Source organism: Flavobacterium sp. PL002, assembly GCF_054165825.1.
The window spans coordinates 3,238,281-3,259,794 of the sequence record NZ_CM135110.1 but is presented as its reverse complement, the minus strand read 5'-3'; the positions used below and the strand labels follow the sequence as shown (position 1 = coordinate 3,259,794).

Genomic DNA, 21,514 nt, shown 5'->3' with positions numbered 1-21,514 from the left:
ATAAAACAACATGAAACACATCCTAATTTACATTCTTTTTATTGTAACAGCTGCATTAGTATTGCTTAACCGTTATACGTCACTCTATATCAATAGTTCCATCTTACACTTTATAGTGTTATTTATTGCTGCAGCAACATTTGTAATAATTATAGGCCACTTGTTTGGTAAATTACGAACTGATAAATCAATATTAATCACTTTTTTAATTATTGGAGGCATCACTTTAGGAAAGGCTTTTTTTACTTGGGAAGGAGATTGGAAAACACAGACAGTTATTTATAAAAATATTCAAAACGGAAACAAAACAATTGAGTTTCAACTGAAAGCCAGTAGGTTTGCTTTTGGGTATAGAGAGCGCGTAGTAGAACGCTTTAAAGTCGTACCACTTATAGATTGGACAACCGCTGTAGATACTACTGCCTTAGATAAATCAACATGGAAAAAAGTAGACATCCACATAAACGAGATGAACTTACCTGATGTACCTGCTAAGCATTAGTTTTCAATTTTCTAGCTAAGCTGTTTTAAATCAATTTTATAACTGATCTAGGTCATTTCGTTGTTCGTTATAAAGTTGGAAATTAGCTTTTATTATCAATTAAGTCTTATCTCAAAATAATCCTGATAATTACAAACTAAAAATAATATCATGAAAGCAAAATCTAAAAAAATGACGGGCGAAATTTCTGCCGCTCTTACTAATGCAATTCTAGCAAAGGCTAGCACTAAGAAAATAATAAAGAAAATTGATTCGGCTGCTAAAAAATTAGCAAAAAAAATCAATAAAGAAACAAAAGGAACCATCACCAAAATTAAAAAAAAGAGTGCTAAAAAAGTCAAGAAAGTCAAAAAGGAGTTAAAAAAAGAAATTCTAAAAAACGAACCCATTCTTGAAGGTGCAGTTCTTTAATAAAGCATTAGTAGACCTTAGCATCATTGTAGCTTGATAATCGAGGATGTATCATAGCAGTACAAAACAGAATCTTTGTTTTATACTCTAATGCAATTCCTGAATTTTCAATTTTAAAAAGAACGCTTTGGCTACAGCCAAAAACAGTTGTTTATGAAATCAGCATTTAGCAAGCAATCAAGCTGATAACGGTAAAAAAAACGAACTGTACCACTACCCCATAATTAATCAATAAATAAAAAATAAAATGGAACTACATAAAAACTTAGGCATTTGGATGGATCATGAAAAAGCGTATTTAATTGATTTACATGATAAAGAAAACACCCATACGATCGTTTCTAACTTTACTTTTGAGACAAAAGAAGCTGCATTGAGTGACAGCGAAAAAGGAATGCACAACAAGCGTCAACAAATGCATGAGGCCTATTACAAAGAAATTGCCAAAGCGATTTTAAATTACAATCATGTCCTGTTATTTGGTCCTACCAATGCAAAAACAGAACTACATAATTTCTTGAACAAAGATTTACATTTTAAGGGTATTCAAATCGACATACAACCAGCTGATAAAATGACTGATAATGAAAAAGATGCTTTTGTGAGAAATCATTTTAAAAAATAGAGAAATACTAGTTTAAAATAGTATTAAAAAAACAAAAACCTCCAATCTCAATTGATTTTGGAGGTTTTTTGAAATAAATAGAAAAGATGACCAATGTCATTTTTTAGGTTTAAACATTACTTTATTTTTGTTATGCTTTATGAATTTAAACCAAATTATAAATTCTTTTTCTCTTAAGCCCATTATTACTTATAGCATAGTAATTTTAGGCTGTATTTTATTGGGGTTATTACTAAGGTGGGGGTTATTTTGGCTTCTTACATTTTCTAACACTAAGAAACCAACCGTTTTAAAAGCACAATTACTCAAGCATTTAAAAAAACCAGCTAAATTCCTGTTACCATTTCTATTTATCTACAGCTCTTTTAGTATTATTGGATTAGCATCTTACTGGCAAACAATCGTTGAAAGTTTAATCATTATCAACTTCTCATGGATATTGATTGCATTATTGAATGCAGCCGAAGAAATTGTACAACAAAAATTTACTGTTGATGGCTTCCATCAAGCCAAAGAAAGAAAAGTCTTGACGCAACTGCGCTTCATGAAGAGTTTTTCAATTATCATTATTATCACTATTGCCATTGCTGTTGTTTTATGGAATATTCCTGCAGCAAGAAAATTAGGTACAACCATACTAACTTCGGCAGGTGTAATTGGTATCATTGCGGGTGTTGCCGCCCAAAAATCAATTGCCAATCTTATTACGGGTTTTCAAATAGCCTTTACTCAGCCTATAAAAATTGATGATGAAGTTGTTATTCAAGGGGAGTTTGGTACTGTCGAAGATATCACACTTACCTATGTTGTGATCAAAACTTGGGATTGGAGGCGACTCGTTGTTCCTCTTAATTTTTTTAGTGACAACTCATTTGTAAATTGGACTTTTAGTTCTAGAGAATTAATTGGTAGTGTTTTTATTTCTGTAGATTATACTTTTCCTGTTGCTAAACTGAGAACAAAACTAATAGCACTTTTAAATGACAACCTGCTATGGGATAAAAAAGTTGGGGAACTATTAGTTACTAAAAGCGATGATCGAGCAATGGAATTGCGTTGTACGTTTAGTGCTAAAAACGCCTCAGATGTTTGGACCTTACGCTGTCAAATGAGAGAACAACTCATAGGTTTTATACAAGAAAATTATCCTGATTCTTTACCAAAATTAAGACAAGTAGACGAATTTAAAAAAAGTAAAAATGAGTGATAGCGCAAAAGACAACCTACTTTTTAAAAATATTTTTCACTCCTCTGTGGAAGGAATTTTAGTCATTGATGACAAGGGATTAATAATTAAAGCAAATCCAGCTGGTGAGCAAATGTTTGGTTACAGTTCACAAGAATTAATTCATCAAGATGTAGAGAGTCTTATTCCTTCTCGCTTTAAAAACACCCACCATTCTCATAGAGCTAACTATAATTCAAAACCCAAGGCAAGACGTATGGGACATGATTTGGATTTATGGGGATTAAAAAAAGATGGTTCTCAATTTCAACTAGAAATAAGCTTAAGCCCTACAGAAATAGATAATAAAAAAGTAGTAATTGCTTTTATTATTGATGTTACAGAGCGTATGGCTGCAAAACATGCCTTAATCGTTAGTGAAAGCCGAATGGCTGAAGCCCAGCAAATTGCACATGTAGGTAACTGGTATTGGAACTTACAAACAAATGAACGAAGCTGGTCAAACGAGTTCTATAGAATTTACGGTCTTGAACCTGGTGATGTGCGACTCAATAAAGACACTTTAAGTAGTTTTATTCATCCAGATGAAAGAGAAAATACTTTAAAAATAGTGGCTCTTGCTATCAAAAATCAAACAGATTATCAATACGAAAAAACAATTATTAGACCCGATGGTTCTTTAAGAAATGTTTTAACCAAAGGGAAAATTGTATCTGATGCGAATAGTAATACAAAAGAAATGTATGGTACTATTCAAGATATTACTAAGCAAAAAAAAGCCGAAGAACAACTAAAAGATAGTGAAGAAAATTTACGGAATTACACCATTGAATTAAAAGAGAAAGTAACAGAACGCACTACTGAGCTCAATGCTATTGTTCAAAAATTAACCAAATTAAATGTAAATCTCAATAACCAAATTCATGTCACCAAAGAGGCCGAAAGAAAAGCCTTAAACAGCAAGCAATTGCTAGATAATGTTTCTCATAATTTCCCTAAAGGATTTATTGCCGTTGTTGATTCTAAATTGAGGATTGTATTTGTCGAAGGGGAAGAGGTTATAGCATTGGGTTTTGATAATTTGGTAAAAAACAAAACCGTACTTGGCGATGTTGTTGGTGTCTCAGATGAAATAAAGAAAATCTCCAGAGAAAAAATAGTAAAAACGCTTGAAGGGGAACATCTCTCCTATGAAATCGAATTTAGAGACAATCACTACCTAGTTAATACCACCCCATTGTACAATGATAATAATACTATTGAACAAGTTTTATTAGTTTATAATAATATCACTTTACAAAAGAAGGCTGAATTTGAAATGTTTAATACCTTAAAAAAAGAACAAGAATTGAGCGAGTTAAAATCGCGTTTTATTTCTATGGCTTCGCATGAGTTTAGGACTCCGTTGAGCGCCATTTTATCTTCGGCTATTTTAATCGAAAAACAAAATGGTGTTGGAAAAGAAGCTAAAAGAATAAATTATGTGTCTAAAATAAGATCGAATGTAAAGAATTTGGTCGTAATTCTAAATGATTTTCTATCCCTGAGCAAACTACAAGAAGGAAAAATAATTGCTCAGCCTGTATTATTCGATTTGGTTGCATTCACAAAATCATTACTCGAAGAATTAGAGGACATCAAAAAAAAGGGACAAATTATAAGGCTACAGTCTGAAAATTCAATAATTGAAGCTTTTTTAGATTTAAAATTAGTCAAGCATATCATTTATAATCTTGTTTCTAATGCCATAAAATATTCAGAAGAAAATAAAGAAATAATTATCAAAATAAAAAGTAATAATGAGCATGTAAACATTGAAATAATTGATGAAGGAATAGGTATTCCTATCGAAGATCAAAACAATATGTTTCAAAGGTTTTATCGCGCTAATAACGCATCAAATATTCAAGGAACTGGTTTAGGTCTCAATATTGTGAAACAGTATACTGAATTAATGGGTGGTACTATTACTTTTAAAAGTGAATTAAAAGAAGGCGCTACTTTTTATATTGAATTTCCATTAGATACTAAAAAAAATGAGTAAAATACTTATAATTGAAGACAATCAGGACGTACGAGAAAATACTGCAGAAATTCTTGAACTAGAGAATTACGTTGTTATTACTGCCGAAAATGGTAAAATTGGTATTCAAAAAGCCCTAGAGCATATTCCTGATATTATTATCTGTGATATTATGATGCCAGAAGTAGATGGGTATGGTGTGTATGATGCTTTAAGCAAAAATACGATAACCGCTAGTATTCCCTTTATATTTCTCACCGCTAAATCTGGACAAGCAGAGATCAGAAAAGGGATGAATTTAGGTGTAGACGATTATCTAATCAAACCATTTGAAGAGGAAGATTTATTAGGAGCAATAGCATGTCGCATCAAGAAAAAGAAATTTTTAGAAAAAGAATATTCTAAAAGTATTCACGGTTTTAATGAGTTTCTTAATGAGGCTTCAACATATTTAAATCTTGAAGATTTATCTAAAAATCGAAGCATTAAAAAATATAAAAACAAAGAAAATATTTTTACCGAAGGAAGTGCTGCGCATCAATTGTACTTTATTCAAAGTGGTAATGTAAAAACCTATAGAACAACTGAATCAGGAAAGGAATTTGTTATTGCCTTATATGGTCCTGGAGATTTTATAGGTCAACTATCTCTTCTTGCTAGTGCAGGTACTTATGCCGAAACTGCTAGTGTTTTAGAAGACGCGGAGGTTCTGGCAATTCCGAAAGATGATTTTACACAACTGCTCTATGGCAATAAAGAAGTGTCTAATAAATTTTTTGGTATGATTTCTAATAATATTATCGAACTCCAAGAGCAATTGGTAGATATGGCTTTTGCGACTGTACGACAACGTACTGCTAAAGTACTTTTAGAATTAGACAAAAAGGGAATGATTAAGGATGAAAATCATACTGGAATAAGCATTCCTAGAGATGATTTTGCGGGACTTATAGGTACTGCAACAGAAACTGCTATTAGAATGTTAACTGAATTTAAAAACGAAGGATTAATAGGTGTTGAAACTAATAGAAGGCTAGTTTTATTAAATAAAAATAAACTAAAACAAGTTGCTAAAAATCATTAATATTTCCTTTACTACCTATAACATTAATCCAGAATTACAAATCAACATTTTCATATTATAGTCCTACTTTGGGCACTCTAATTGTATTTAAAAAGGAACTAAGACTAAATTGTCTTAGTTCCTTTGAAAGTATTAGTCCTACTTTATAATTGTATTTTTAATTATTAACAACCAATTGCTAATTTTAAAAAACACCCTGCACAAACAACTTCTAATACCTTAAAGACTTTCATTACCACAGTGAAAATCTATATTTTAAACAACAATTTTCTTTTTTTATACCACAAAAATAGTAACTGTTTGCCATCTTCTAAATGACCTACATCAGTTTTATATTATTTTTAAGCTCTTGTTTCTAAAGAACTTTTTCTTGAAATCATCTTATCTTAAGATAATGCTCCTATTTTACAGTTAAAATTTAAGTGAACAACCTAATCAATTTTAACAGACTGACCTGCGTCATTTTAGAAAAAAAATCAAGTACCTATCTTTACAATAAACTTATTAAAGTAATCATTTATGCAAACAAATATTTCTTATTACCAAAACAAAAAAGAGTTTCGTTTATTCGTAAGCAATACGTATCCGGATCTTATTAAACTAAAAAAAGAAGACGATAAATCTTCCTTTAATGCATTGGTGTTAAAAATAATGCCTGAAATAAAAAAGTATGTAAACGGGCAACTCAATATTGCAATTAAAAAAGGGCACTTCCCCAAAAACAAAATCAAAGCCGACGATATTATTGACCAACTTTTTATCGAAATCTATGATCACATTGATGAGGTAAAACAAGAGAAGGATTTTTATCTCTGGTTGTTTAAGAAAACGAATGAACTTCTAGACGATATTACTGTAGAAGAAGAGTTTGATGAATTTTTCTTTAAAAACATTGATGATTATTCTAAACCAGAATGGGATGCTATGCAAGAAAATTTTAGCACTGATGGAGATGGACATCTCTTGATGATAGAAGAACTTGATGACATTTCATACAACCATAACGACTATACTTTAAATCATGTTTTTATAGAAGACAATCAAAAAGCGTTGATCGAAAAAATAGACAAAGAATTAAGTGCCGAAGAAATTCAAAATCACATTCAAATGGTACTCTACAATTTGCCTTATTCCATGCGCAATGTATTTGAATTGTTCACTATTGAACAACTAGAATTAGAAGAAATTGCCAAAATTAGAAACAATACCCTAGAAGAAGTTTCCCAACTTTTAAATGACGCTAAACAAGCATTACAAGCAAGTTTCCTTAAAAGATTTGCTATTGATTAATATAACTTTATTAATTAAAAATTCTTAGCATTAGCACTATTAAAATAAATTAAAACAAACAATTATGAGCACAGCTATTTTAAATCCAAAAGCACAGTTCTTACTTGGTGCAGGATTAGACGTTTTACACTTTGAAAGTAAAGAATGGTTAGACCACATTAATTTATGGAAAGACGAAATCACATTTTTTAATGTAGTATTAAAGAAAAAATCAACTGCTGAAAAAAGTAATTCTAACTATCAAAAAATATTAAACAATATTGATACTATTTACAATGATTTATTTCAAGACTTAGAACAAAGTATTATTGAACACGAAAAATTATTATCCAAAATTGAAAAAGGTGACAAGGGATTATCCGATAATGATTACAGAGAAAAACATCAACAAATTCTTCTAAGAATGAACACTTTTACTAAAGATTTTGTCAAATTCAAAAAAATGTTATTTGATTATGAAAAAGGACTATAATTTTAAAAAGTAAATAACAAGCATATTTCTTTATTAATTTAGAAACTACAAGCCATGCAACTATTACTATACAAGAAAAAATACAAAGTAAATGACAATATTCAAAATTTCATGCATTTTTACAATGCTAAAAACATGAAACATTTGGCTAGTGATTTATTAGATAAGGGATTATCGCCAGATCAAATTGCTAATGCATTTACAACAGCTATCAAAGTCGCAAATGTTTCAGGAATTGAAGTTGAAAAACATTTTATGCCCATTTATAGCGGCATCAATAACGAAATAATTCAAGATTGCAAACTGTCTGATTTAGGTTATGGTTTGGTACTAATGAACGCCGATTCCAATTTATCTACTGTTGGTGCTTTTCAAATAGATATTTTAAAAGGATACCTTAAAAAACGTTCTTAACTCTTTAAATTAAAAGAGGATAAACAGCATTAAATCTGTTTATCCTCTTTTTTTACTTGAATTAGTAGGCTTAAATTAAATAAACCTACTTCAAAAAATCAGGATTTTCATATGCTGGGTTAGGGTATTTATAAAACCCCTCACCTGTAGCAACACCTAATTTATTTTTATCAATAAAATGCTCTTTTAAGTATTTTACCGTTTTTATTTTTAACGCATCTTCCGTTTTCTCTGCTGCAATTACATTAACATTATACGCCGTTGTAATGCCTATAACATCTAAAATTCCAAAAGGCCCTACTGGCGCACCAGTTGCTTTTATCCATGTTTTGTCTATCGTCTCCACATCAGCAACTTCGTTCACTAGCAAGTTAGTCGCAGCACTTAATAAAGGTACTAATAAAGAGTTAAGAATGTATCCAGGTTGTTCTTTAAGTACTGGCAAAGCGAGCATGCCAATAGCCTTAGCAAAAAGCACGACATCTTTAAAAACGTTCGGATCTGTTCCGGCATGGCCCATGATTTCGGCTGTGTTGTGAATCCAAATTGTGTTTGCAAAATGTAACGCTAAAAACTTTGCTGGTCTTCCTGTAGCATCTGCAAAATCACTTGGTAAAAGCGTTGATGAGTTGGTCGCAAAAATTGTTTTTTCGGGAGCAACTTTGGCCAATTTATGGTAAAAATCAATTTTTATCGCTGGATTTTCTGGAACCGCTTCAATGAGCAAGTCGGCATTTGCAACTGCTGCTCCTAAATCAGCATTATAACTCAGGTTTTTAAAGGTTTGATCTAACTGTTCTTGCGTTGCCTTCAAATCTTTTTTATAGGATTCACTCAAGTCTTTGAATTTTGCTTTAGCTTTTTCTAATACAGCATCATTGATATCATAAACGGTCACATTAAATCCATGAAATGCGGTTTGAAAAGCAATTTGGTATCCTAAAACACCACTTCCTGCTACGGTAATATTTTTATAGTTCATTTTATAGTATTTAAATTGTTATTCTGTTTTAGCCAAAATATTGCCTTATCTATTTATTGAAATTCAAGTTTGATGCAGTATAATTTTGTCATACATCTTACTATTTTTCTCAAATAAAATAAGATTACTTCAAAATTAGCAATTTAAAGATAATTATAAAATGATCTAAGTCAGTGAAAAAAAAGCCCTAATCTGTCAATAGAACTAGGGCTTTTAATAAGAAAACAATTGTAAATAATTCTTCGTTATCTTTTGATTAAAACTAATATTCAACTTCCAACTCATTTTCTACTCTCCATACTCCAGGTGCATAATAAGCTGTTGTTTTAGCTTTATCTTTTTCTTTTAATGAATGCACTTTACCTGTCAGTTTGATAGTATGGCCATCAGCTTTTACAATAATATCTTTAGCATCAATATCAGCCGAACGTTCAAATGCCTTTTTAATTTTTTCTTTAATATCAACAGCATCTACTGTATTTTTAAGAGCAATATTATTCACTACATAATGAACCCCAGTTAGCGTTTCTACAGCTCTTTTAGCAGCATTTTTTTCAAAATCCCACAGTACCTCACCGGTCAAATAAACCCATCCATTTTCGACTTTAACCTCAATTTTATTTTCAGGTACAGATATATTCCATTTTAAGGCATTAACTGCTGCAGTAGCTATTTCAGTATCTGATTTATTAGAATTCGTACCATATTTAACCGCTATCTCTTCAGCTACTCCTTTTACCCCAACTACACTCCTAGCCGCCTTTTCTGCTTCTTGTTTTTTTACATAGCTGTCTACGGTTCCAGATAGTGTCACAATTCCATCTTTTACAATTACTCCAATTTGAGTTTCGTCAATACTTGGTTGCCATTGTAATTCTTCCAAAACATTTTCTTTAATGCTAAGATCTGTTCTCATATTTTCAATTATTTAAATTATGAATAATTATAGACCAAATATATAACGACTATAAAGCACTGACACTGACCTACATCAGCACACCGTTATTTTATAAAACTTTAACAAAGGATGAAAATCATTGCACATTTTATTTTTGTGAAAAATAAAACTAGCGCAATCAAAAAGAAAAAACCCAAATAGAATAACTTCTATTTGGGCTAATAAATTGTTTTTTAGTTACAATTATTGCAACAATTTTATTTTAAATGAGAACGCAACATCCAAGCGGTTTTTTCATGTTGTTCCATTAATCCTGTGATATAATCGCTAATTCCATCAGCCTTCATTTTATCAGCAATGGGTTTTATCTCTTCTCTGATAAATACAATAATACTTTCGTGATCTTGTAATAGCTCAGCAAAGATGCTTTGACTATCATTTTTACCTTTTGTTTCTTCCGTAAGATGCGTTAATTCTAAATATTTCTTCAAAGTGGCAGGTGCATAATGACCTAATGCACGTATTTTTTCGGCTACGGTATCAACAGTTTCTTGTTGTTCTTGGTATAAAGTTTCTAAATATAAGTGTACAGAGTGAAAATCAGCTCCTTCAATGTTCCAATGGAAATTAAGTGTTTTTGAATACAATATAAATTCATCTGCCAATATCTTTGACAATTGGTCAGCGATTGCTTGTCTGTTTTCAGTTGAAATTCCGATGTTTGGAGTTTTCATTATTTTTCGTTTTAAATTTATAATTACTCAAAGGTATTACTGTTCTAAAACAATTAAAATGACCTAGATCAGTCTTGGATATTTTTTTAAAATAGCGTTCTCTTTTCTTTTTCAAAAAAAGGAATTTAACTTAAATACTACAAGTAGTGTGGTTTTTTGGTAGAATAAGTAGCTCCTATTCTACACTCCTCTCAATTACTGCTAATAAATTAGAAGCATCACCATCAAATTTATTTCCGTTAACAAAAAAAGAAGGCGTACCATTTACACCACTACGAATACCGCTTTCAAAATCATCATCAATTTTTTCGGCAATACTACTTAGTTGCATGTCCTTTTTGAATTTTTGGATATCTAATCCTAATTTTTCAGCATGGCTTATAAAATCATTGGATTGTAAATACTCTTGGTTTTCAAAAATACTTTTGTGCATTTCCCAGTATTTCCCTTGTAATGCAGCGGCTTCTGCGGCTTTAGCAGCTTCACGTGCATTTTGATGCATTTCTGATAAAGGAAAATTACGAAATACAAATTTAACTTGGTTTCCAAATTCCTTTATTATTTTTTCTACAACTGGATGTGCTGCACCACAATGGCCGCATTGAAAATCTCCAAATTCTACGATTTCTAATTTAGCGTTTGAATCTCCTTTAATGTGATCTTTTTTATTAACGTCTGGATGTAAACTCATTTTCTTTTTTTTATTTGTTCATATTTTCTAAAGCTTCTAAAATACCATCGGCGCCAGGGTTTTCTTCATTTGGAGATACAAAACTCCATTCGATAACTCCTTCTCTATTAATTACAAATAAAGCTCGTTTGGATTGTCCTGATTTTTCATCATAAGCACCGTAAGCTTTTGAAACGGCTCCTTTTGGTTCAAAGTCGGCTAATAAAGGGAAATGTAAATTTCGAGATGCTGTAAAAGCCTTATGGCACCATACACTATCTACTGATATGCCAAATATTTCGGCGTCATGCTTTTTAAAAAATTTAAGTGTTTCGTTGTATAAAGCCATTTGATCGCTACAAACCGGACTCCAATCTGCGGGGTAAAATGCAAGAATTACATTTTTCCCTTTCATGTCTGCTAAAGATATTTTTTTATCAGGTGAAGCGTCTAAAGTAAAATTAGGTGCGATATCGTTTTTCTGTAACATACTATTTTATTATTTTAATTAAACATTAGAAACAAATCAACTTTTCATTTGTCTCTTTAAAATCATATTCAAATATAACCATTGTAATCCCAATGATAATTATATAATTGTAAGCTTATATTACTTCATTTACATATTTTCACAACTATTATAATTGCCAAAAAACAGCTGACCAAAATCGTGGCGCAGCTGTTTTATATCAAAGTTTATGCTATTCAATTAATTTGTTTTTATATCCTGCAATAATTTAAAAACAGTTTTCCAACTAATATTTAGTTTATCTACTAATCGCTTTAGCTGCTTTTATAAGTGCTTCTGGACTATGAATAGACTCATATACTGGTAACACTTTCTTATCGGTTTTAAATAAACCATAAACCGCAGTTTGTGCCGTTCTAACCGAATATTCAACGGTAAATACTACATCTTTTGGAACCTCAGCAAATTGTCCTAAAAAAGCAAAATTTGTGGCTCCTTTTGGTAATACTTTTGGTCGATCACCCATTTTTCTAGGCATAAACAAACTATCTATAAAAGGCATTGCAGTAGGGATACAATTCACTTTTCCAGCATCTGTAATGGGCTTCATCATCTCTTGAACCTTTAAATGAAACCATAATTCCTCTAGGATTTCGGCTCCGGTACATTCGGCCATGGTTTTATTAATGTAGTTTCCTTTTCGATCAGGGTATAAACCGTATACCCAAAAAATCTTGACATCGTCTGGTTGATTTGGAAAATGAGGTTGGCGCGCAATAACAATTGACATTAGCCAATTTGAATCGGTTAGTGTAACCAAACCACCAGTTCCATCTACATTTCCCGAAAAATTTTCCATGTGGTCATGAAAAGTACTGTCTTTAAATGTTGCGGTAAAAGAATACCATTTTTGTAAATCGATAGCATCACAAAACGGACTTGGATTTCCAAAAGCGGTGTCTTTTTCGGCAATTTTTTTCCAAAGTTTCCAAGATCCAGATTCTTCAAATCCTTTTAGTTTGGCTGCTCTATTCCAAGCACCATTATCTGTACTATCAGTAATGGAACCGTTGGTGATAAAAACATAATCATTCTCTGTTAGTACAATTTCATTTTTATTTTTTAAATGCAATACCGTAGCTGTTTTTTTATCAGCAGATAGATCAAAATCAATATCTACCACTTCAGAATCCATAGTGAATTGCACCCCTTCTTTTTCTAAATAACGCTTTAACGGCACCACAACCGAATCGTATTGATTGTACTTGGTACGCATTACGCCTCCCAATTTATTCAATCCATCAATCATATGAATAAAACGTCGCATATAACGTCGCATTTCGGCCAGGCTACTCCATTTTTGAAAAGCAAACATTGAAGACCAGATGTACCAAAAATTAGTAACAAAAAACTCTTGGTCAAACCAATCTTCTATTCTTTTCTTTCCAAGCGATTTCTCGGAAGCAAATAGTAGTCGTAGTAACTCTGTTTGTTCCAATAATGAAAGTCCATAAGAAGAAACATCCAGTATCTTCCCGTCTTTAATTAGTCTCGCTTGTCCGTTAGAAACAAATCGTTTATTGAATTCATTAGACTCTTCAGTTACCGTTAAAAGCGGATCTTCTAGCGATGGAATATTCGATAATAAATCCCAATAACAAGTATAATGGGGTTCATGCATGCGTCCCCCTCGCACAACAAATCCGTCGTCTTTGTTTCCTGCACCATCAAGTGCACCACCTGCGATTGTACTTTTTTCAAGAATATGGATGTTTGCTCCTTTAACTTTAGCATCTTTGATCAGGTAAACAGCACTTGCTAGTGACGCAATACCGCTTCCAATTAAATATACTTTTGAGTTTTGAGGTGTTTTATTTTTTTTAATTTTCATGAGTTTATTTTCTAAATGGTCCATTTTGGTATTAAATACCAGTTATTCTCTTATGTAGTATTTTAAGTTCGAAAGCGAGTACAATTCTAAAAACTCCAGCGGTTATCATTGCCATTGCTGTCATGTAAACAATACTTAAACCTGCAAATACAGGATTAGACAGTAACAAAAATGAAAACAATAGTGTCATGATTCCAAGGAATAATAACCATCCCCATGAAGGTACATTGGCTGTTCTAAACTGAAAAGAAAACCCAATTGCCATCATACTTTGAAACAATAACCAGAATCCAACATAGAATGGTAAAATAGCCATTGTCATTAAAGGATTCAAAATCAATAGCATTCCTACTACTAAATCTAACATACCACCTGCTAGATACCAAACCCAACTGTGTATCTTTTTTCTATTTGAAATAGCGAAAACTATTTGGGATATTCCCGAAACAAATATAAAGGCACTAAAAATAAAACTTAAAGAGACATAACTGACTAATGGCGTTTGAAACACCCATATTCCAACAATAATGTATAGAATACCTAGTAAAAGAGATATCCACCAATTTTTTACTGCAGACTCCATCGAACTTAAAATTGTAGTTGGCATAATTGCATTTTTAAAAATTATTTCACATTGTCTTTAAAAAGATCTTTTAAAGCAGTCCCTAATTCATCCATATCATGAGTAAACTCTCTCTCAAATTCTTGTTCCTCTTCTTTGGCTGATTGGTTCATTTCCTTAACATCCTCTTTGAACGCTACGCCTCTTTTTTCTAATTTCTCTTTTAACTCTGTATTCTTTTTTTCGAGTTCATCTAATTTTGCAGTCAGTTTCACTTTTTCTGCTTTATCCGCTTTAGCAATTTTATCCCGAAGCGCTTTAATTTGAGTGTCTGTGTTTTCAATAGCTATTTTAGACGAAGCTTCAAACTTTTTCCAGTCTGCATTTACGGCTTCTTTAGTCTCAACACCCGTATCTTTTGCTCCTTGTTCTAAATCTTTGTTCAGTTCTGTAACATCCTCTTTTACGGCAGATGCGTCATCTTTTGTTGTTTTTCCACAGCTTGTTAAAATAGTTCCTGCCATCAATGTTATCATGGTTAAGGATAAAAAATTTGTTTTCATAATTGGTTGTATTAAAGTTTAATTTTATTTTTTTCTTCTAGTTTGTATTTCTTTTTTAAAATCATATTAGTGTCAAACTCGTAAACTTGCAGCACTCCTGTTGGCACAGTTACTTTAGGAATTTCTGAGGAGTTAATATTCTCAATATGCGCCATTAATCCTCTAATTGAATTCCCATGTGCAGCTACCAAAACGGTTTTTCCTTTTACCAATTCAGGTATAATAACCTCAAAAAAATATTCAACGACGCGCACTTCGGTTTGTTCTAAGGATTCTGAGGCTGGTAAATAGCTACTATTGACAGTATCATATAAGTGATCAAATTTGGGATGTCTTTTATCAGTAAGTTGCAAACTGGGCGGTGGAGTATCAAAGCCTCTTCGTACTTTTAAAAAAAGTTCTTCTCCAACTTCTCTTTTTACCTCGTCTTTATTTCTTCCTTGCCAAGCACCATAATTTCGCTCATTTAGTTTCCAACTTTTAATAAAATCTACATGCATCCTATCAGCATGCTCTAAAATAATTAGTCCTGTACGGATGGCTCTTTTTAGATAGGAAGAATAACAAATATCAATTGTAATTTGATGCCTTTTAATAATTTCACCCGCTGCATTTGCTTCCTCTATTCCTTCTAGAGCAAGATCAACATCTGTCCAACCTGTAAATATGTTGGCTACATTCCACACACTTTTTCCGTGTCTTACCAGTATGAGTTTTCCCATTTAATATTGATTTAAAATTAGACTAATCCCTAATTTCCTCTTCTAGAACACTAAGCAAGTGCGTTAATTTTTCTTCTTGCTTTTGTAGTCTCTTTTTTATTCTGTTTATTTTTGCTTTGGCAAATGCATCTTCAACAGCGAGTTCATATCCTTTAAGACGGGATTCTAATTTCTTAATTCTATCTTTTGTTTTAGCTTCGACTTCTTTTAAAGCCGATTTGTTTTTATGTTCAAAATCGGCAATTTTTGATTTTCTTTTTGATTTTAAATCGGTAATCTTAGCTTTTATTTTGTCTTTTTCTTCGGTAGTTGCTTTTCTTAGTTTCTCACGTTCCTCTTCAATTTTATCTTCGATGTCTTCAATATGTTCATCGATATAATCGTCAAATTCGATTCCGGCTTCACTTCTAATTATTTCTGACGCAAAAGGTTTTACTGCATCGTCAATAAATATGGAACTGTCTTCGCCAACCTCAGCAATAATTGCGATGGTTCCAATGTTCATTTTATTACTGACTTTCTGGATAAGTTCTTCTCCAAAATCATGACGACTTACATCCCAAGCTGCTCCTGCAACAACACCTGTATACAATCCTACAACTAATCCTATAGGACCAGCAACAGAACCTAAAAGCCCACCAAGAGCCATTCCCGTTAACGTTCTCCAACCTTCTCCTTGTTCTTTATAAAATAAAATTTCATAATGATTATTTTCTATTTTACGAATCATCATGTGTTCATAGAGCGTAATATCTCCATATCCATCCAATTCTTTTATTTTATGTAGCGCTGCTATTGCATTTTCCTCTTCGGTAAATGGAATCACTATTATATTTGCCATAATTTTTGTTTTAAAATGTTAGTTATTATTTTATTTAGTGAAATGCTTTAACTACGCTTTCCAATTCCACTTTTAGACTCTTATCAAATTTTGTAATTGGTGGAATTTTAAGGTCGAGCTCGAGTAATTCATAAACAGCCATTTGAGCTGCTCTGATGGAGTATTCAACAGTAAATACTACATCATCCGGAATTTCTACAAACTGACTTACAAACGCAAGGTTTTTTGAGTTTTTGGGTACTGGAAGTGGTCGGTCCGTTTTTAAACGAGGTAGGAACATACTAGTGATGTACGGCATTCTACACGGAATGCAAATGGCATTGGCAAACACTACATCATAATCAAATTTTAAGTGCCCACATAACTCTTGAAGAATCTCTTCTCCAGAACAAGCTGTCATGGGTTTCCCTACAAAATTCCCTACGCGATCTGGATGCAGTCCATAAGTAAAAAACACTTGTACATTAGCGGGTTGGTCTTTATAATGTGGTTGATTGTTTAATGAAAAACTCATAAACCAATTCGAATCTTTAAGCGTAACTTGACTTCCTGTTCCTGCTTTATTACCCGAGAATTTTTCCATTTGATCAAAAAAAGCGGTGTCTTTTAATGTGACCGTAAATGATTCCCAGAAAGACTCGGCTATATTGGTATTAAATACTTCTGGTTTTCCAAATTCAGGATATTTTTTTGCTAGTTTCTCCCAAATCGCCCAGCCTTGGCTGTCTTCTTTTGTGTAAAATTTAGGCGCAGTTGTCATGGAACCATAACTTGAGGCATCTGTCATAGAACCATTTTGAAAAAACACCAAATCATTGGCTGTAACTCCAATTGTTTTACTAGTTCCAGCATTTTCATAAATAAGGTTTTTAACAACTACCTTTTCGGTTCCTGTTTTGGGATCAAGTTCATATGCAGTATCAAGATCAGTTACCGTACACTCTTTCATAAAATTCACTCCGTGCGACTTAAGCCAAACAATTAATGGCAGAATCATCGAGTCATACTGGTTATAAACGGTACGTTTTACTCCTGTCATAGTTTCTACGTTTGGAAATTCTTGCATGAATCGGTGTAAATAACGTTTAAACTCTACGGCGCTATGCCAAGGTGAAAAGGCAAAACTAGTACGCCACATGAACCAAAAATTAGTTTCAAAAAAGGAAGGAGAAAACCAGTCAGAAATACAGCTATTTCCTAATTTATCTTCACTTGCTTCACTTAGCTTCAATAATTCAGCACGATTTTCCATAGAAAAACCTAGTTTAGACGCATCTACAATCGCTCGGTTTTTGTCAATTAATCGTGCTTTTGCATTTGATTTTACACGTTCATTGAACGCAACAGTCTCTTCATAAACAGAAGTATTAGGATCTGTAAGTGATGGAATTGATTTGAATAACTCCCAAGTACATTCGTAAATATTTAATGTTAACATGCGCGATCCGCGTAAAGTATATCCTTGTTGTGGATTTCCGCCTGCATCTAAACTTCCGCCTAAAACAGCTAAACTTTCATAAATCGTAATGTTTTTACCATCTAATCCGCCATCTCTAATTAAAAATACTGCTGCTGCTAATGATCCTATTCCGCCGCCTATGAAGTAGGCTTTTTTATCTTGATTGTTATTCATGATTAAAATACATTAATTATTTTTTTCTTATTGCTAATCAAACTCATCTTGGTTACTGAAATTCAATTATTTAAAATGCCTTTTACAATAATCGAATACAACTCTTGACAAGTTTTCAAAGAACAAAATTAAGGCGTTATAAAAACGGTTGCACTGATCTAGATCAGCCTCACAAAAAATAAAAAATTTTGAGGTAAGTAGATAATTTCATATCTTAGAGATCAATAAAACAAGGGAAACATGGATTTATTTACAGGGCAAAACCTTTTAGAGTTCGCTGAACGGTTTAAAACAGATGAACACTGCAAAGAATATTTAGCAAATTATAAATGGGAACGAGGATTTATTTGTTTAAAATGTAAGCATACAAAGAGTCAAATCCGCAAAGATTTTTCCAGAACTTGTAATATCTGCAGCCATACAGAAACCGCGGCGGCAAACACTTTATTTCATAAGGTTAAGTTTGGTTTACGCAAAGCCTTTTTTATATGTTTTGAGATGTCAACCACCACTAAAAGTTTATCTGCCAGTTACATGGGAGTTCGCTATGGAGTTACAGAAAAAACAGCACGTTTATTTATGCACAAAATTAGAGAAGCGATGAAATCTAGTGAGAATCATCCAATGGACGGAACTGTTCATGTTGATGAATTCGTTATTGGAGGAAAGGAAAAAGGTAAAGTAGGCAGGAGTTATGATAGCAAGAAAAAAAAGGTTGTAACAGCAGTGGAACTAACAGATGAAGGAAAAATTAAAAGAATGTATGCCTTGAAAATTGATAATTATTCAGCCAAAGAATTAGAGACAATATTTGAAAAGCACATTAATAAAAATGCAAAAATAACCACAGATAAATGGAAAGGTTATCGTCCTTTATTTGGAGATTATAATATCACACAAATAGAAAGCAACAAAGGGATGAATTTTATGGCATTGCACACAATGATTCATCAAGTAAAATCATGGATTAGAACAACATATTCATCGGTAAGTGACTTTAATATAAACAGGTATCTTGATGAATTTTGTTATCGAATTAACCGTTCTCAAAGCAAAGACACAATATTCAACAATTTGATAGTAAGAATGGTCGAGTCAGAAAAAATATATCAATCTAAAATTATATGTTCGTAACTACTGACCTCAAAAAAAATTAATTTAATGCAGTATCTCGACAAAGGTGCTGCGTGAGGGATTGAAGTGGAAATCCCACAGCAAACTCCCGATTTTTTTCGGGAGTGCAGCGAGGAATTGTAGCGGAAAGCCCGGCCCTTGGGACACGCCCAAACAATTTTTATAATTTAAATGCAACTCTATTTCTAAAAGTAGTGCTACAAAAAAAGGTTGGCTACCAAATTAAAATTAGTAGTCAACCTTTGTTTTTATTCTTTTTTTTTGAAAAACGAAATAGTACTTTTAGTATTACATGTACTTTTCAAGGAATCTAAAAAAGTCTTTTTTAAGCTCGGCGTAAATATGTCTTTGCGTTTCCATTTTGTCTCTAAAGGCTAAATGTTCTTTAGTAGATTGAATATCTAAAGCATTCTCACCCGTCATGCTTTGTCCAGCGATACGCTCCTCGTGTTTTTCGATAATTTCTTGTAGATCTTCGATTACACCACCGTGCAACACAAATTCGTTTTGATAATGTTCTAATTGAGCCAATACATCCTTGTCTGTCCAGCGAGTCACGAGTTCGCTCAATTTGTTATTGAAGAATACTAATTCGTCTTTCCAAAAGGCCAATTCCCCTTTCCATTGTTCGTGTTCAAAATGCATATTGCTGTTGTATAAAACTTCATTTTTCATGATTTAGGCTTTTAATGTTAGTACTAGTGTAGTAAATATTCATCAAAAGTATCTCATTCAGGTACTGTTTAAAATGACTTAGGTCAGTTGCCATTATTTAACTACTTTAAATTCCTTTACAGTTCCCGTTATGAACTATTGAGAAATTACAAGAATTAGCAATAAAGCATAGTTCGCTTGCCTTTTTATGTAGCGTTAAAGCTAGGGTGATTTGTTCTTTATTTTGAATAATAACTTGAGGAAATAATCGAACTTCTATAAACCTACCAGATCCATTATCTAAAACTTCAAGCGTTGCTTCGGCATTATCAGTGTACGAGAGTATTTCGATTCCGTTTTGCGTACACAGATACAAATACGACATCATGTGACAAGAAACTAAACTACTTAGTAACAAATCTTCGGGATTATATAATGTAGGATCTCCCTTAAAAGCTTTGGCAGCAGATACGTTCAGTATTTCTTTTCCTTCGATGGAAATGATGTGGCTTTTAGTGTAATTTTTCTGCTGTGTTTTGACAATTTCTTTGTTAGAAAACCAATTCAATCTTGCCTTAAATAAATGGGTAAAACTCATGTTGCTTATTTTATTACAAAAGTACTTAAAAATGCTATGGGTATTAAAAAGAGTATTCATTCAAAATTTTACTTATTGTGCAACTAGCAATCCTTAAAAACCTGATTTTTTGAATTATATTTTTGTAGTTTTACCAATTAACCGCAACTTTATAAAGTGAAACAAAAGCTACTTAATATCCCTCCTATTCCTGCTGTTTTGTTTGCGATAATCAGCGTACAGTCTGGTGCAGCCATAGCCAAAACATTGTTTCCAGTACTTGGAGCGGCTGCAACAGCATCCTTAAGAATAGGGATTTCTGCGATTATTTTAGTAGCCGTTTACAAACCAAACTTATTTAAAATTACGAGCAACCAATGGAAAATTGTCATTCCATATGGTTTGTCTTTAGGAGCGATGAATTTAATTTTTTATCTCGCAATTGAGAGAATTCCAATAGGGCTTGCCGTAACACTTGAATTCATAGGACCGTTAGTCGTTGCCGTTCTAGGTTCAAAACGGATATTAGATTATTTATGGGTGCTTCTCGCTGCTTCAGGAATCGTTTTGATAGCTCCATGGAAAGAGGAAGGTGTAGATTTGCTTGGCGTAGTATTTGCATTGACTGCAGGTGCTATGTGGGCTGCATATATCATATTAGGAGGAAAAGTTTCTAAAATAATGAAAGGTGGCGAAGCTGTTGCAACCGGAATGTTATTTGCCTCGATGTTGATTATTCCTTTCGGAATTATGGGGAACGGATTTGCTACTATCACACCCCATTTCTTTTATTTGGGAGTTGCCTTAGCGCTTTTATCCAGTGCTATTCCGTTTACTTTAGAAATGAAAGCACTAGGACAATTACCTTCACGTACCTTTAGTATTTTAATGAGTTTAGAACCTGCAGTAGCTTCTATATGTGGTTTACTTTTTTTAAACGAAGTACTTACATTTAATGAAGTTATAGCAGTTCTTTTTGTCGTTATTGCATCAGCAGGATCTACACTAACTGCTAAAAAAAATCGTTAATTTAGTGTGGATATATTTTAGCAGTAGCGTATCAATTTCCTTTTTATGAAATGAATAATTTAGAAACAGCTTTATACCAAACACAAGTAGAGTATAGTCCCATTAATTTTTGTCACATCGAGCAGAGGTAAGAAGCAATAGTGGTACT

At 32.5% G+C, this 21,514-nt stretch carries 24 protein-coding genes; 11 read left to right on the top strand and 13 right to left on the bottom strand.

Annotation, left to right across the window (positions count from 1 at the left end; genetic code table 11):
• The first annotated feature begins 10 nt into the window (after positions 1-10).
• The 9 genes from ACVEGE_RS14215 to ACVEGE_RS14175 all read left to right on the top strand — a co-directional run bounded on the left by ACVEGE_RS14215 (position 11) and on the right by ACVEGE_RS14175 (position 8,007).
• Positions 11-502 (top strand): hypothetical protein, encoded by a 492-nt coding sequence (locus ACVEGE_RS14215; RefSeq protein WP_192500689.1) that lies wholly within the window; start codon positions 11-13, stop codon positions 500-502.
• 150 nt (positions 503-652) lie between these two features.
• Positions 653-913, top strand: coding sequence for a hypothetical protein (locus tag ACVEGE_RS14210; protein WP_108742098.1), 261 nt, complete (start codon positions 653-655; stop codon positions 911-913).
• Between the two features lie 247 nt (positions 914-1,160).
• Entirely contained in the window at positions 1,161-1,538 is a 378-nt protein-coding gene (locus tag ACVEGE_RS14205; RefSeq protein ID WP_192500690.1) for a hypothetical protein, read from the top strand.
• 139 nt (positions 1,539-1,677) lie between these two features.
• Complete coding sequence (locus ACVEGE_RS14200; protein ID WP_035759224.1) at positions 1,678-2,745, top strand: mechanosensitive ion channel family protein; 1,068 nt, start codon at positions 1,678-1,680, stop codon at positions 2,743-2,745.
• A complete protein-coding gene (locus tag ACVEGE_RS14195; protein ID WP_192500691.1) occupies positions 2,738-4,768 on the top strand; it encodes a PAS domain-containing sensor histidine kinase in 2,031 nt (676 codons plus the stop codon). Before ACVEGE_RS14200 ends, ACVEGE_RS14195 begins: the two co-directional genes overlap by 8 nt.
• Complete coding sequence (locus tag ACVEGE_RS14190) at positions 4,761-5,831, top strand: response regulator (RefSeq protein ID WP_192500692.1); 1,071 nt, start codon at positions 4,761-4,763, stop codon at positions 5,829-5,831. The genes ACVEGE_RS14195 and ACVEGE_RS14190 overlap by 8 nt, the downstream gene beginning before the upstream one ends.
• A gap of 519 nt (positions 5,832-6,350) precedes the next feature.
• On the top strand, positions 6,351-7,121 hold the full coding sequence (locus ACVEGE_RS14185; protein ID WP_192500693.1) for an RNA polymerase sigma factor: 771 nt from the start codon (positions 6,351-6,353) through the stop codon (positions 7,119-7,121).
• A gap of 64 nt (positions 7,122-7,185) precedes the next feature.
• A complete protein-coding gene (locus ACVEGE_RS14180; RefSeq protein ID WP_173853890.1) occupies positions 7,186-7,593 on the top strand; it encodes a hypothetical protein in 408 nt (135 codons plus the stop codon).
• Between the two features lie 54 nt (positions 7,594-7,647).
• On the top strand, positions 7,648-8,007 hold the full coding sequence (locus ACVEGE_RS14175) for a hypothetical protein (protein ID WP_173853891.1): 360 nt from the start codon (positions 7,648-7,650) through the stop codon (positions 8,005-8,007).
• Positions 8,008-8,092: 85 nt separating this feature from the next.
• On the opposite strand, the gene ACVEGE_RS14170 is transcribed toward ACVEGE_RS14175, so the two are convergent.
• From ACVEGE_RS14170 to ACVEGE_RS14120, 11 genes are all read right to left on the bottom strand, one after another.
• A complete protein-coding gene (locus ACVEGE_RS14170) occupies positions 8,093-8,989 on the bottom strand; it encodes a 3-hydroxyacyl-CoA dehydrogenase (RefSeq protein WP_192500694.1) in 897 nt (298 codons plus the stop codon).
• Positions 8,990-9,251: 262 nt separating this feature from the next.
• Positions 9,252-9,905, bottom strand: a complete 654-nt coding sequence (locus ACVEGE_RS14165; RefSeq protein WP_173855790.1) for a BON domain-containing protein — start codon at positions 9,903-9,905, stop codon at positions 9,252-9,254.
• 239 nt (positions 9,906-10,144) lie between these two features.
• The gene (locus ACVEGE_RS14160; protein WP_192500695.1) at positions 10,145-10,621 is read right to left on the bottom strand and encodes a Dps family protein; all 477 of its coding nucleotides are present in this window, start codon (positions 10,619-10,621) and stop codon (positions 10,145-10,147) included.
• Between the two features lie 175 nt (positions 10,622-10,796).
• On the bottom strand, positions 10,797-11,312 hold the full coding sequence (locus tag ACVEGE_RS14155) for a DsbA family protein (protein WP_192500696.1): 516 nt from the start codon (positions 11,310-11,312) through the stop codon (positions 10,797-10,799).
• Between the two features lie 10 nt (positions 11,313-11,322).
• Complete coding sequence (locus tag ACVEGE_RS14150) at positions 11,323-11,781, bottom strand: redoxin domain-containing protein (protein WP_192500697.1); 459 nt, start codon at positions 11,779-11,781, stop codon at positions 11,323-11,325.
• A gap of 277 nt (positions 11,782-12,058) precedes the next feature.
• Positions 12,059-13,651, bottom strand: coding sequence for an oleate hydratase (locus ACVEGE_RS14145; RefSeq protein ID WP_192500698.1), 1,593 nt, complete (start codon positions 13,649-13,651; stop codon positions 12,059-12,061).
• Positions 13,652-13,682: 31 nt separating this feature from the next.
• Positions 13,683-14,258 carry an HdeD family acid-resistance protein gene (locus ACVEGE_RS14140; protein WP_192500699.1) on the bottom strand — a complete coding sequence of 192 codons (576 nt, stop codon included), beginning with the start codon at positions 14,256-14,258 and terminating at the stop codon, positions 13,683-13,685.
• 17 nt (positions 14,259-14,275) lie between these two features.
• Complete coding sequence (locus tag ACVEGE_RS14135; RefSeq protein WP_192500700.1) at positions 14,276-14,776, bottom strand: hypothetical protein; 501 nt, start codon at positions 14,774-14,776, stop codon at positions 14,276-14,278.
• An 11-nt stretch (positions 14,777-14,787) separates the two neighbouring features.
• Complete coding sequence (locus ACVEGE_RS14130) at positions 14,788-15,498, bottom strand: 2,3-bisphosphoglycerate-dependent phosphoglycerate mutase (protein ID WP_192500701.1); 711 nt, start codon at positions 15,496-15,498, stop codon at positions 14,788-14,790.
• 22 nt (positions 15,499-15,520) lie between these two features.
• Entirely contained in the window at positions 15,521-16,339 is an 819-nt protein-coding gene (locus ACVEGE_RS14125) for a DUF1269 domain-containing protein (protein ID WP_192500702.1), read from the bottom strand.
• Positions 16,340-16,373: 34 nt separating this feature from the next.
• Positions 16,374-17,972 carry an oleate hydratase gene (locus ACVEGE_RS14120; RefSeq protein WP_192500703.1) on the bottom strand — a complete coding sequence of 533 codons (1,599 nt, stop codon included), beginning with the start codon at positions 17,970-17,972 and terminating at the stop codon, positions 16,374-16,376.
• Positions 17,973-18,212: 240 nt separating this feature from the next.
• Here ACVEGE_RS14120 and ACVEGE_RS14115 point away from each other — a divergent pair, with 240 nt between their 5' ends.
• Complete coding sequence (locus ACVEGE_RS14115) at positions 18,213-19,106, top strand: IS1595 family transposase (RefSeq protein ID WP_192501064.1); 894 nt, start codon at positions 18,213-18,215, stop codon at positions 19,104-19,106.
• Positions 19,107-19,394: 288 nt separating this feature from the next.
• On the opposite strand, the gene ACVEGE_RS14110 is transcribed toward ACVEGE_RS14115, so the two are convergent.
• Positions 19,395-19,781 carry a hypothetical protein gene (locus tag ACVEGE_RS14110; protein WP_173855798.1) on the bottom strand — a complete coding sequence of 129 codons (387 nt, stop codon included), beginning with the start codon at positions 19,779-19,781 and terminating at the stop codon, positions 19,395-19,397.
• A 106-nt stretch (positions 19,782-19,887) separates the two neighbouring features.
• On the bottom strand, positions 19,888-20,358 hold the full coding sequence (locus ACVEGE_RS14105; RefSeq protein WP_192501863.1) for an OsmC family protein: 471 nt from the start codon (positions 20,356-20,358) through the stop codon (positions 19,888-19,890).
• Between the two features lie 156 nt (positions 20,359-20,514).
• On the opposite strand from ACVEGE_RS14105, the gene ACVEGE_RS14100 reads away from it, so the two are divergent.
• A complete protein-coding gene (locus tag ACVEGE_RS14100; RefSeq protein ID WP_173853904.1) occupies positions 20,515-21,366 on the top strand; it encodes an EamA family transporter in 852 nt (283 codons plus the stop codon).
• Positions 21,367-21,514: the final 148 nt, after the last annotated feature.

What these genes read in the sequence shown, in the direction of transcription:
- ACVEGE_RS14215 (WP_192500689.1), top strand. Translation starts at nt 11, where the DNA reads ATGAAACACATCCTAATTTACATTCTTTTTATTGTAACAGCTGCATTA.
- ACVEGE_RS14210 (WP_108742098.1), top strand. Translation starts at nt 653, where the DNA reads ATGAAAGCAAAATCTAAAAAAATGACGGGCGAAATTTCTGCCGCTCTT.
- ACVEGE_RS14205 (WP_192500690.1), top strand. Translation starts at nt 1,161, where the DNA reads ATGGAACTACATAAAAACTTAGGCATTTGGATGGATCATGAAAAAGCG.
- ACVEGE_RS14200 (WP_035759224.1), top strand. Translation starts at nt 1,678, where the DNA reads ATGAATTTAAACCAAATTATAAATTCTTTTTCTCTTAAGCCCATTATT.
- ACVEGE_RS14195 (WP_192500691.1), top strand. Translation starts at nt 2,738, where the DNA reads ATGAGTGATAGCGCAAAAGACAACCTACTTTTTAAAAATATTTTTCAC.
- ACVEGE_RS14190 (WP_192500692.1), top strand. Translation starts at nt 4,761, where the DNA reads ATGAGTAAAATACTTATAATTGAAGACAATCAGGACGTACGAGAAAAT.
- ACVEGE_RS14185 (WP_192500693.1), top strand. Translation starts at nt 6,351, where the DNA reads ATGCAAACAAATATTTCTTATTACCAAAACAAAAAAGAGTTTCGTTTA.
- ACVEGE_RS14180 (WP_173853890.1), top strand. Translation starts at nt 7,186, where the DNA reads ATGAGCACAGCTATTTTAAATCCAAAAGCACAGTTCTTACTTGGTGCA.
- ACVEGE_RS14175 (WP_173853891.1), top strand. Translation starts at nt 7,648, where the DNA reads ATGCAACTATTACTATACAAGAAAAAATACAAAGTAAATGACAATATT.
- ACVEGE_RS14170 (WP_192500694.1), bottom strand. Translation starts at nt 8,989, where the DNA reads ATGAACTATAAAAATATTACCGTAGCAGGAAGTGGTGTTTTAGGATAC.
- ACVEGE_RS14165 (WP_173855790.1), bottom strand. Translation starts at nt 9,905, where the DNA reads ATGAGAACAGATCTTAGCATTAAAGAAAATGTTTTGGAAGAATTACAA.
- ACVEGE_RS14160 (WP_192500695.1), bottom strand. Translation starts at nt 10,621, where the DNA reads ATGAAAACTCCAAACATCGGAATTTCAACTGAAAACAGACAAGCAATC.
- ACVEGE_RS14155 (WP_192500696.1), bottom strand. Translation starts at nt 11,312, where the DNA reads ATGAGTTTACATCCAGACGTTAATAAAAAAGATCACATTAAAGGAGAT.
- ACVEGE_RS14150 (WP_192500697.1), bottom strand. Translation starts at nt 11,781, where the DNA reads ATGTTACAGAAAAACGATATCGCACCTAATTTTACTTTAGACGCTTCA.
- ACVEGE_RS14145 (WP_192500698.1), bottom strand. Translation starts at nt 13,651, where the DNA reads ATGAAAATTAAAAAAAATAAAACACCTCAAAACTCAAAAGTATATTTA.
- ACVEGE_RS14140 (WP_192500699.1), bottom strand. Translation starts at nt 14,258, where the DNA reads ATGCCAACTACAATTTTAAGTTCGATGGAGTCTGCAGTAAAAAATTGG.
- ACVEGE_RS14135 (WP_192500700.1), bottom strand. Translation starts at nt 14,776, where the DNA reads ATGAAAACAAATTTTTTATCCTTAACCATGATAACATTGATGGCAGGA.
- ACVEGE_RS14130 (WP_192500701.1), bottom strand. Translation starts at nt 15,498, where the DNA reads ATGGGAAAACTCATACTGGTAAGACACGGAAAAAGTGTGTGGAATGTA.
- ACVEGE_RS14125 (WP_192500702.1), bottom strand. Translation starts at nt 16,339, where the DNA reads ATGGCAAATATAATAGTGATTCCATTTACCGAAGAGGAAAATGCAATA.
- ACVEGE_RS14120 (WP_192500703.1), bottom strand. Translation starts at nt 17,972, where the DNA reads ATGAATAACAATCAAGATAAAAAAGCCTACTTCATAGGCGGCGGAATA.
- ACVEGE_RS14115 (WP_192501064.1), top strand. Translation starts at nt 18,213, where the DNA reads ATGGATTTATTTACAGGGCAAAACCTTTTAGAGTTCGCTGAACGGTTT.
- ACVEGE_RS14110 (WP_173855798.1), bottom strand. Translation starts at nt 19,781, where the DNA reads ATGAAAAATGAAGTTTTATACAACAGCAATATGCATTTTGAACACGAA.
- ACVEGE_RS14105 (WP_192501863.1), bottom strand. Translation starts at nt 20,358, where the DNA reads ATGAGTTTTACCCATTTATTTAAGGCAAGATTGAATTGGTTTTCTAAC.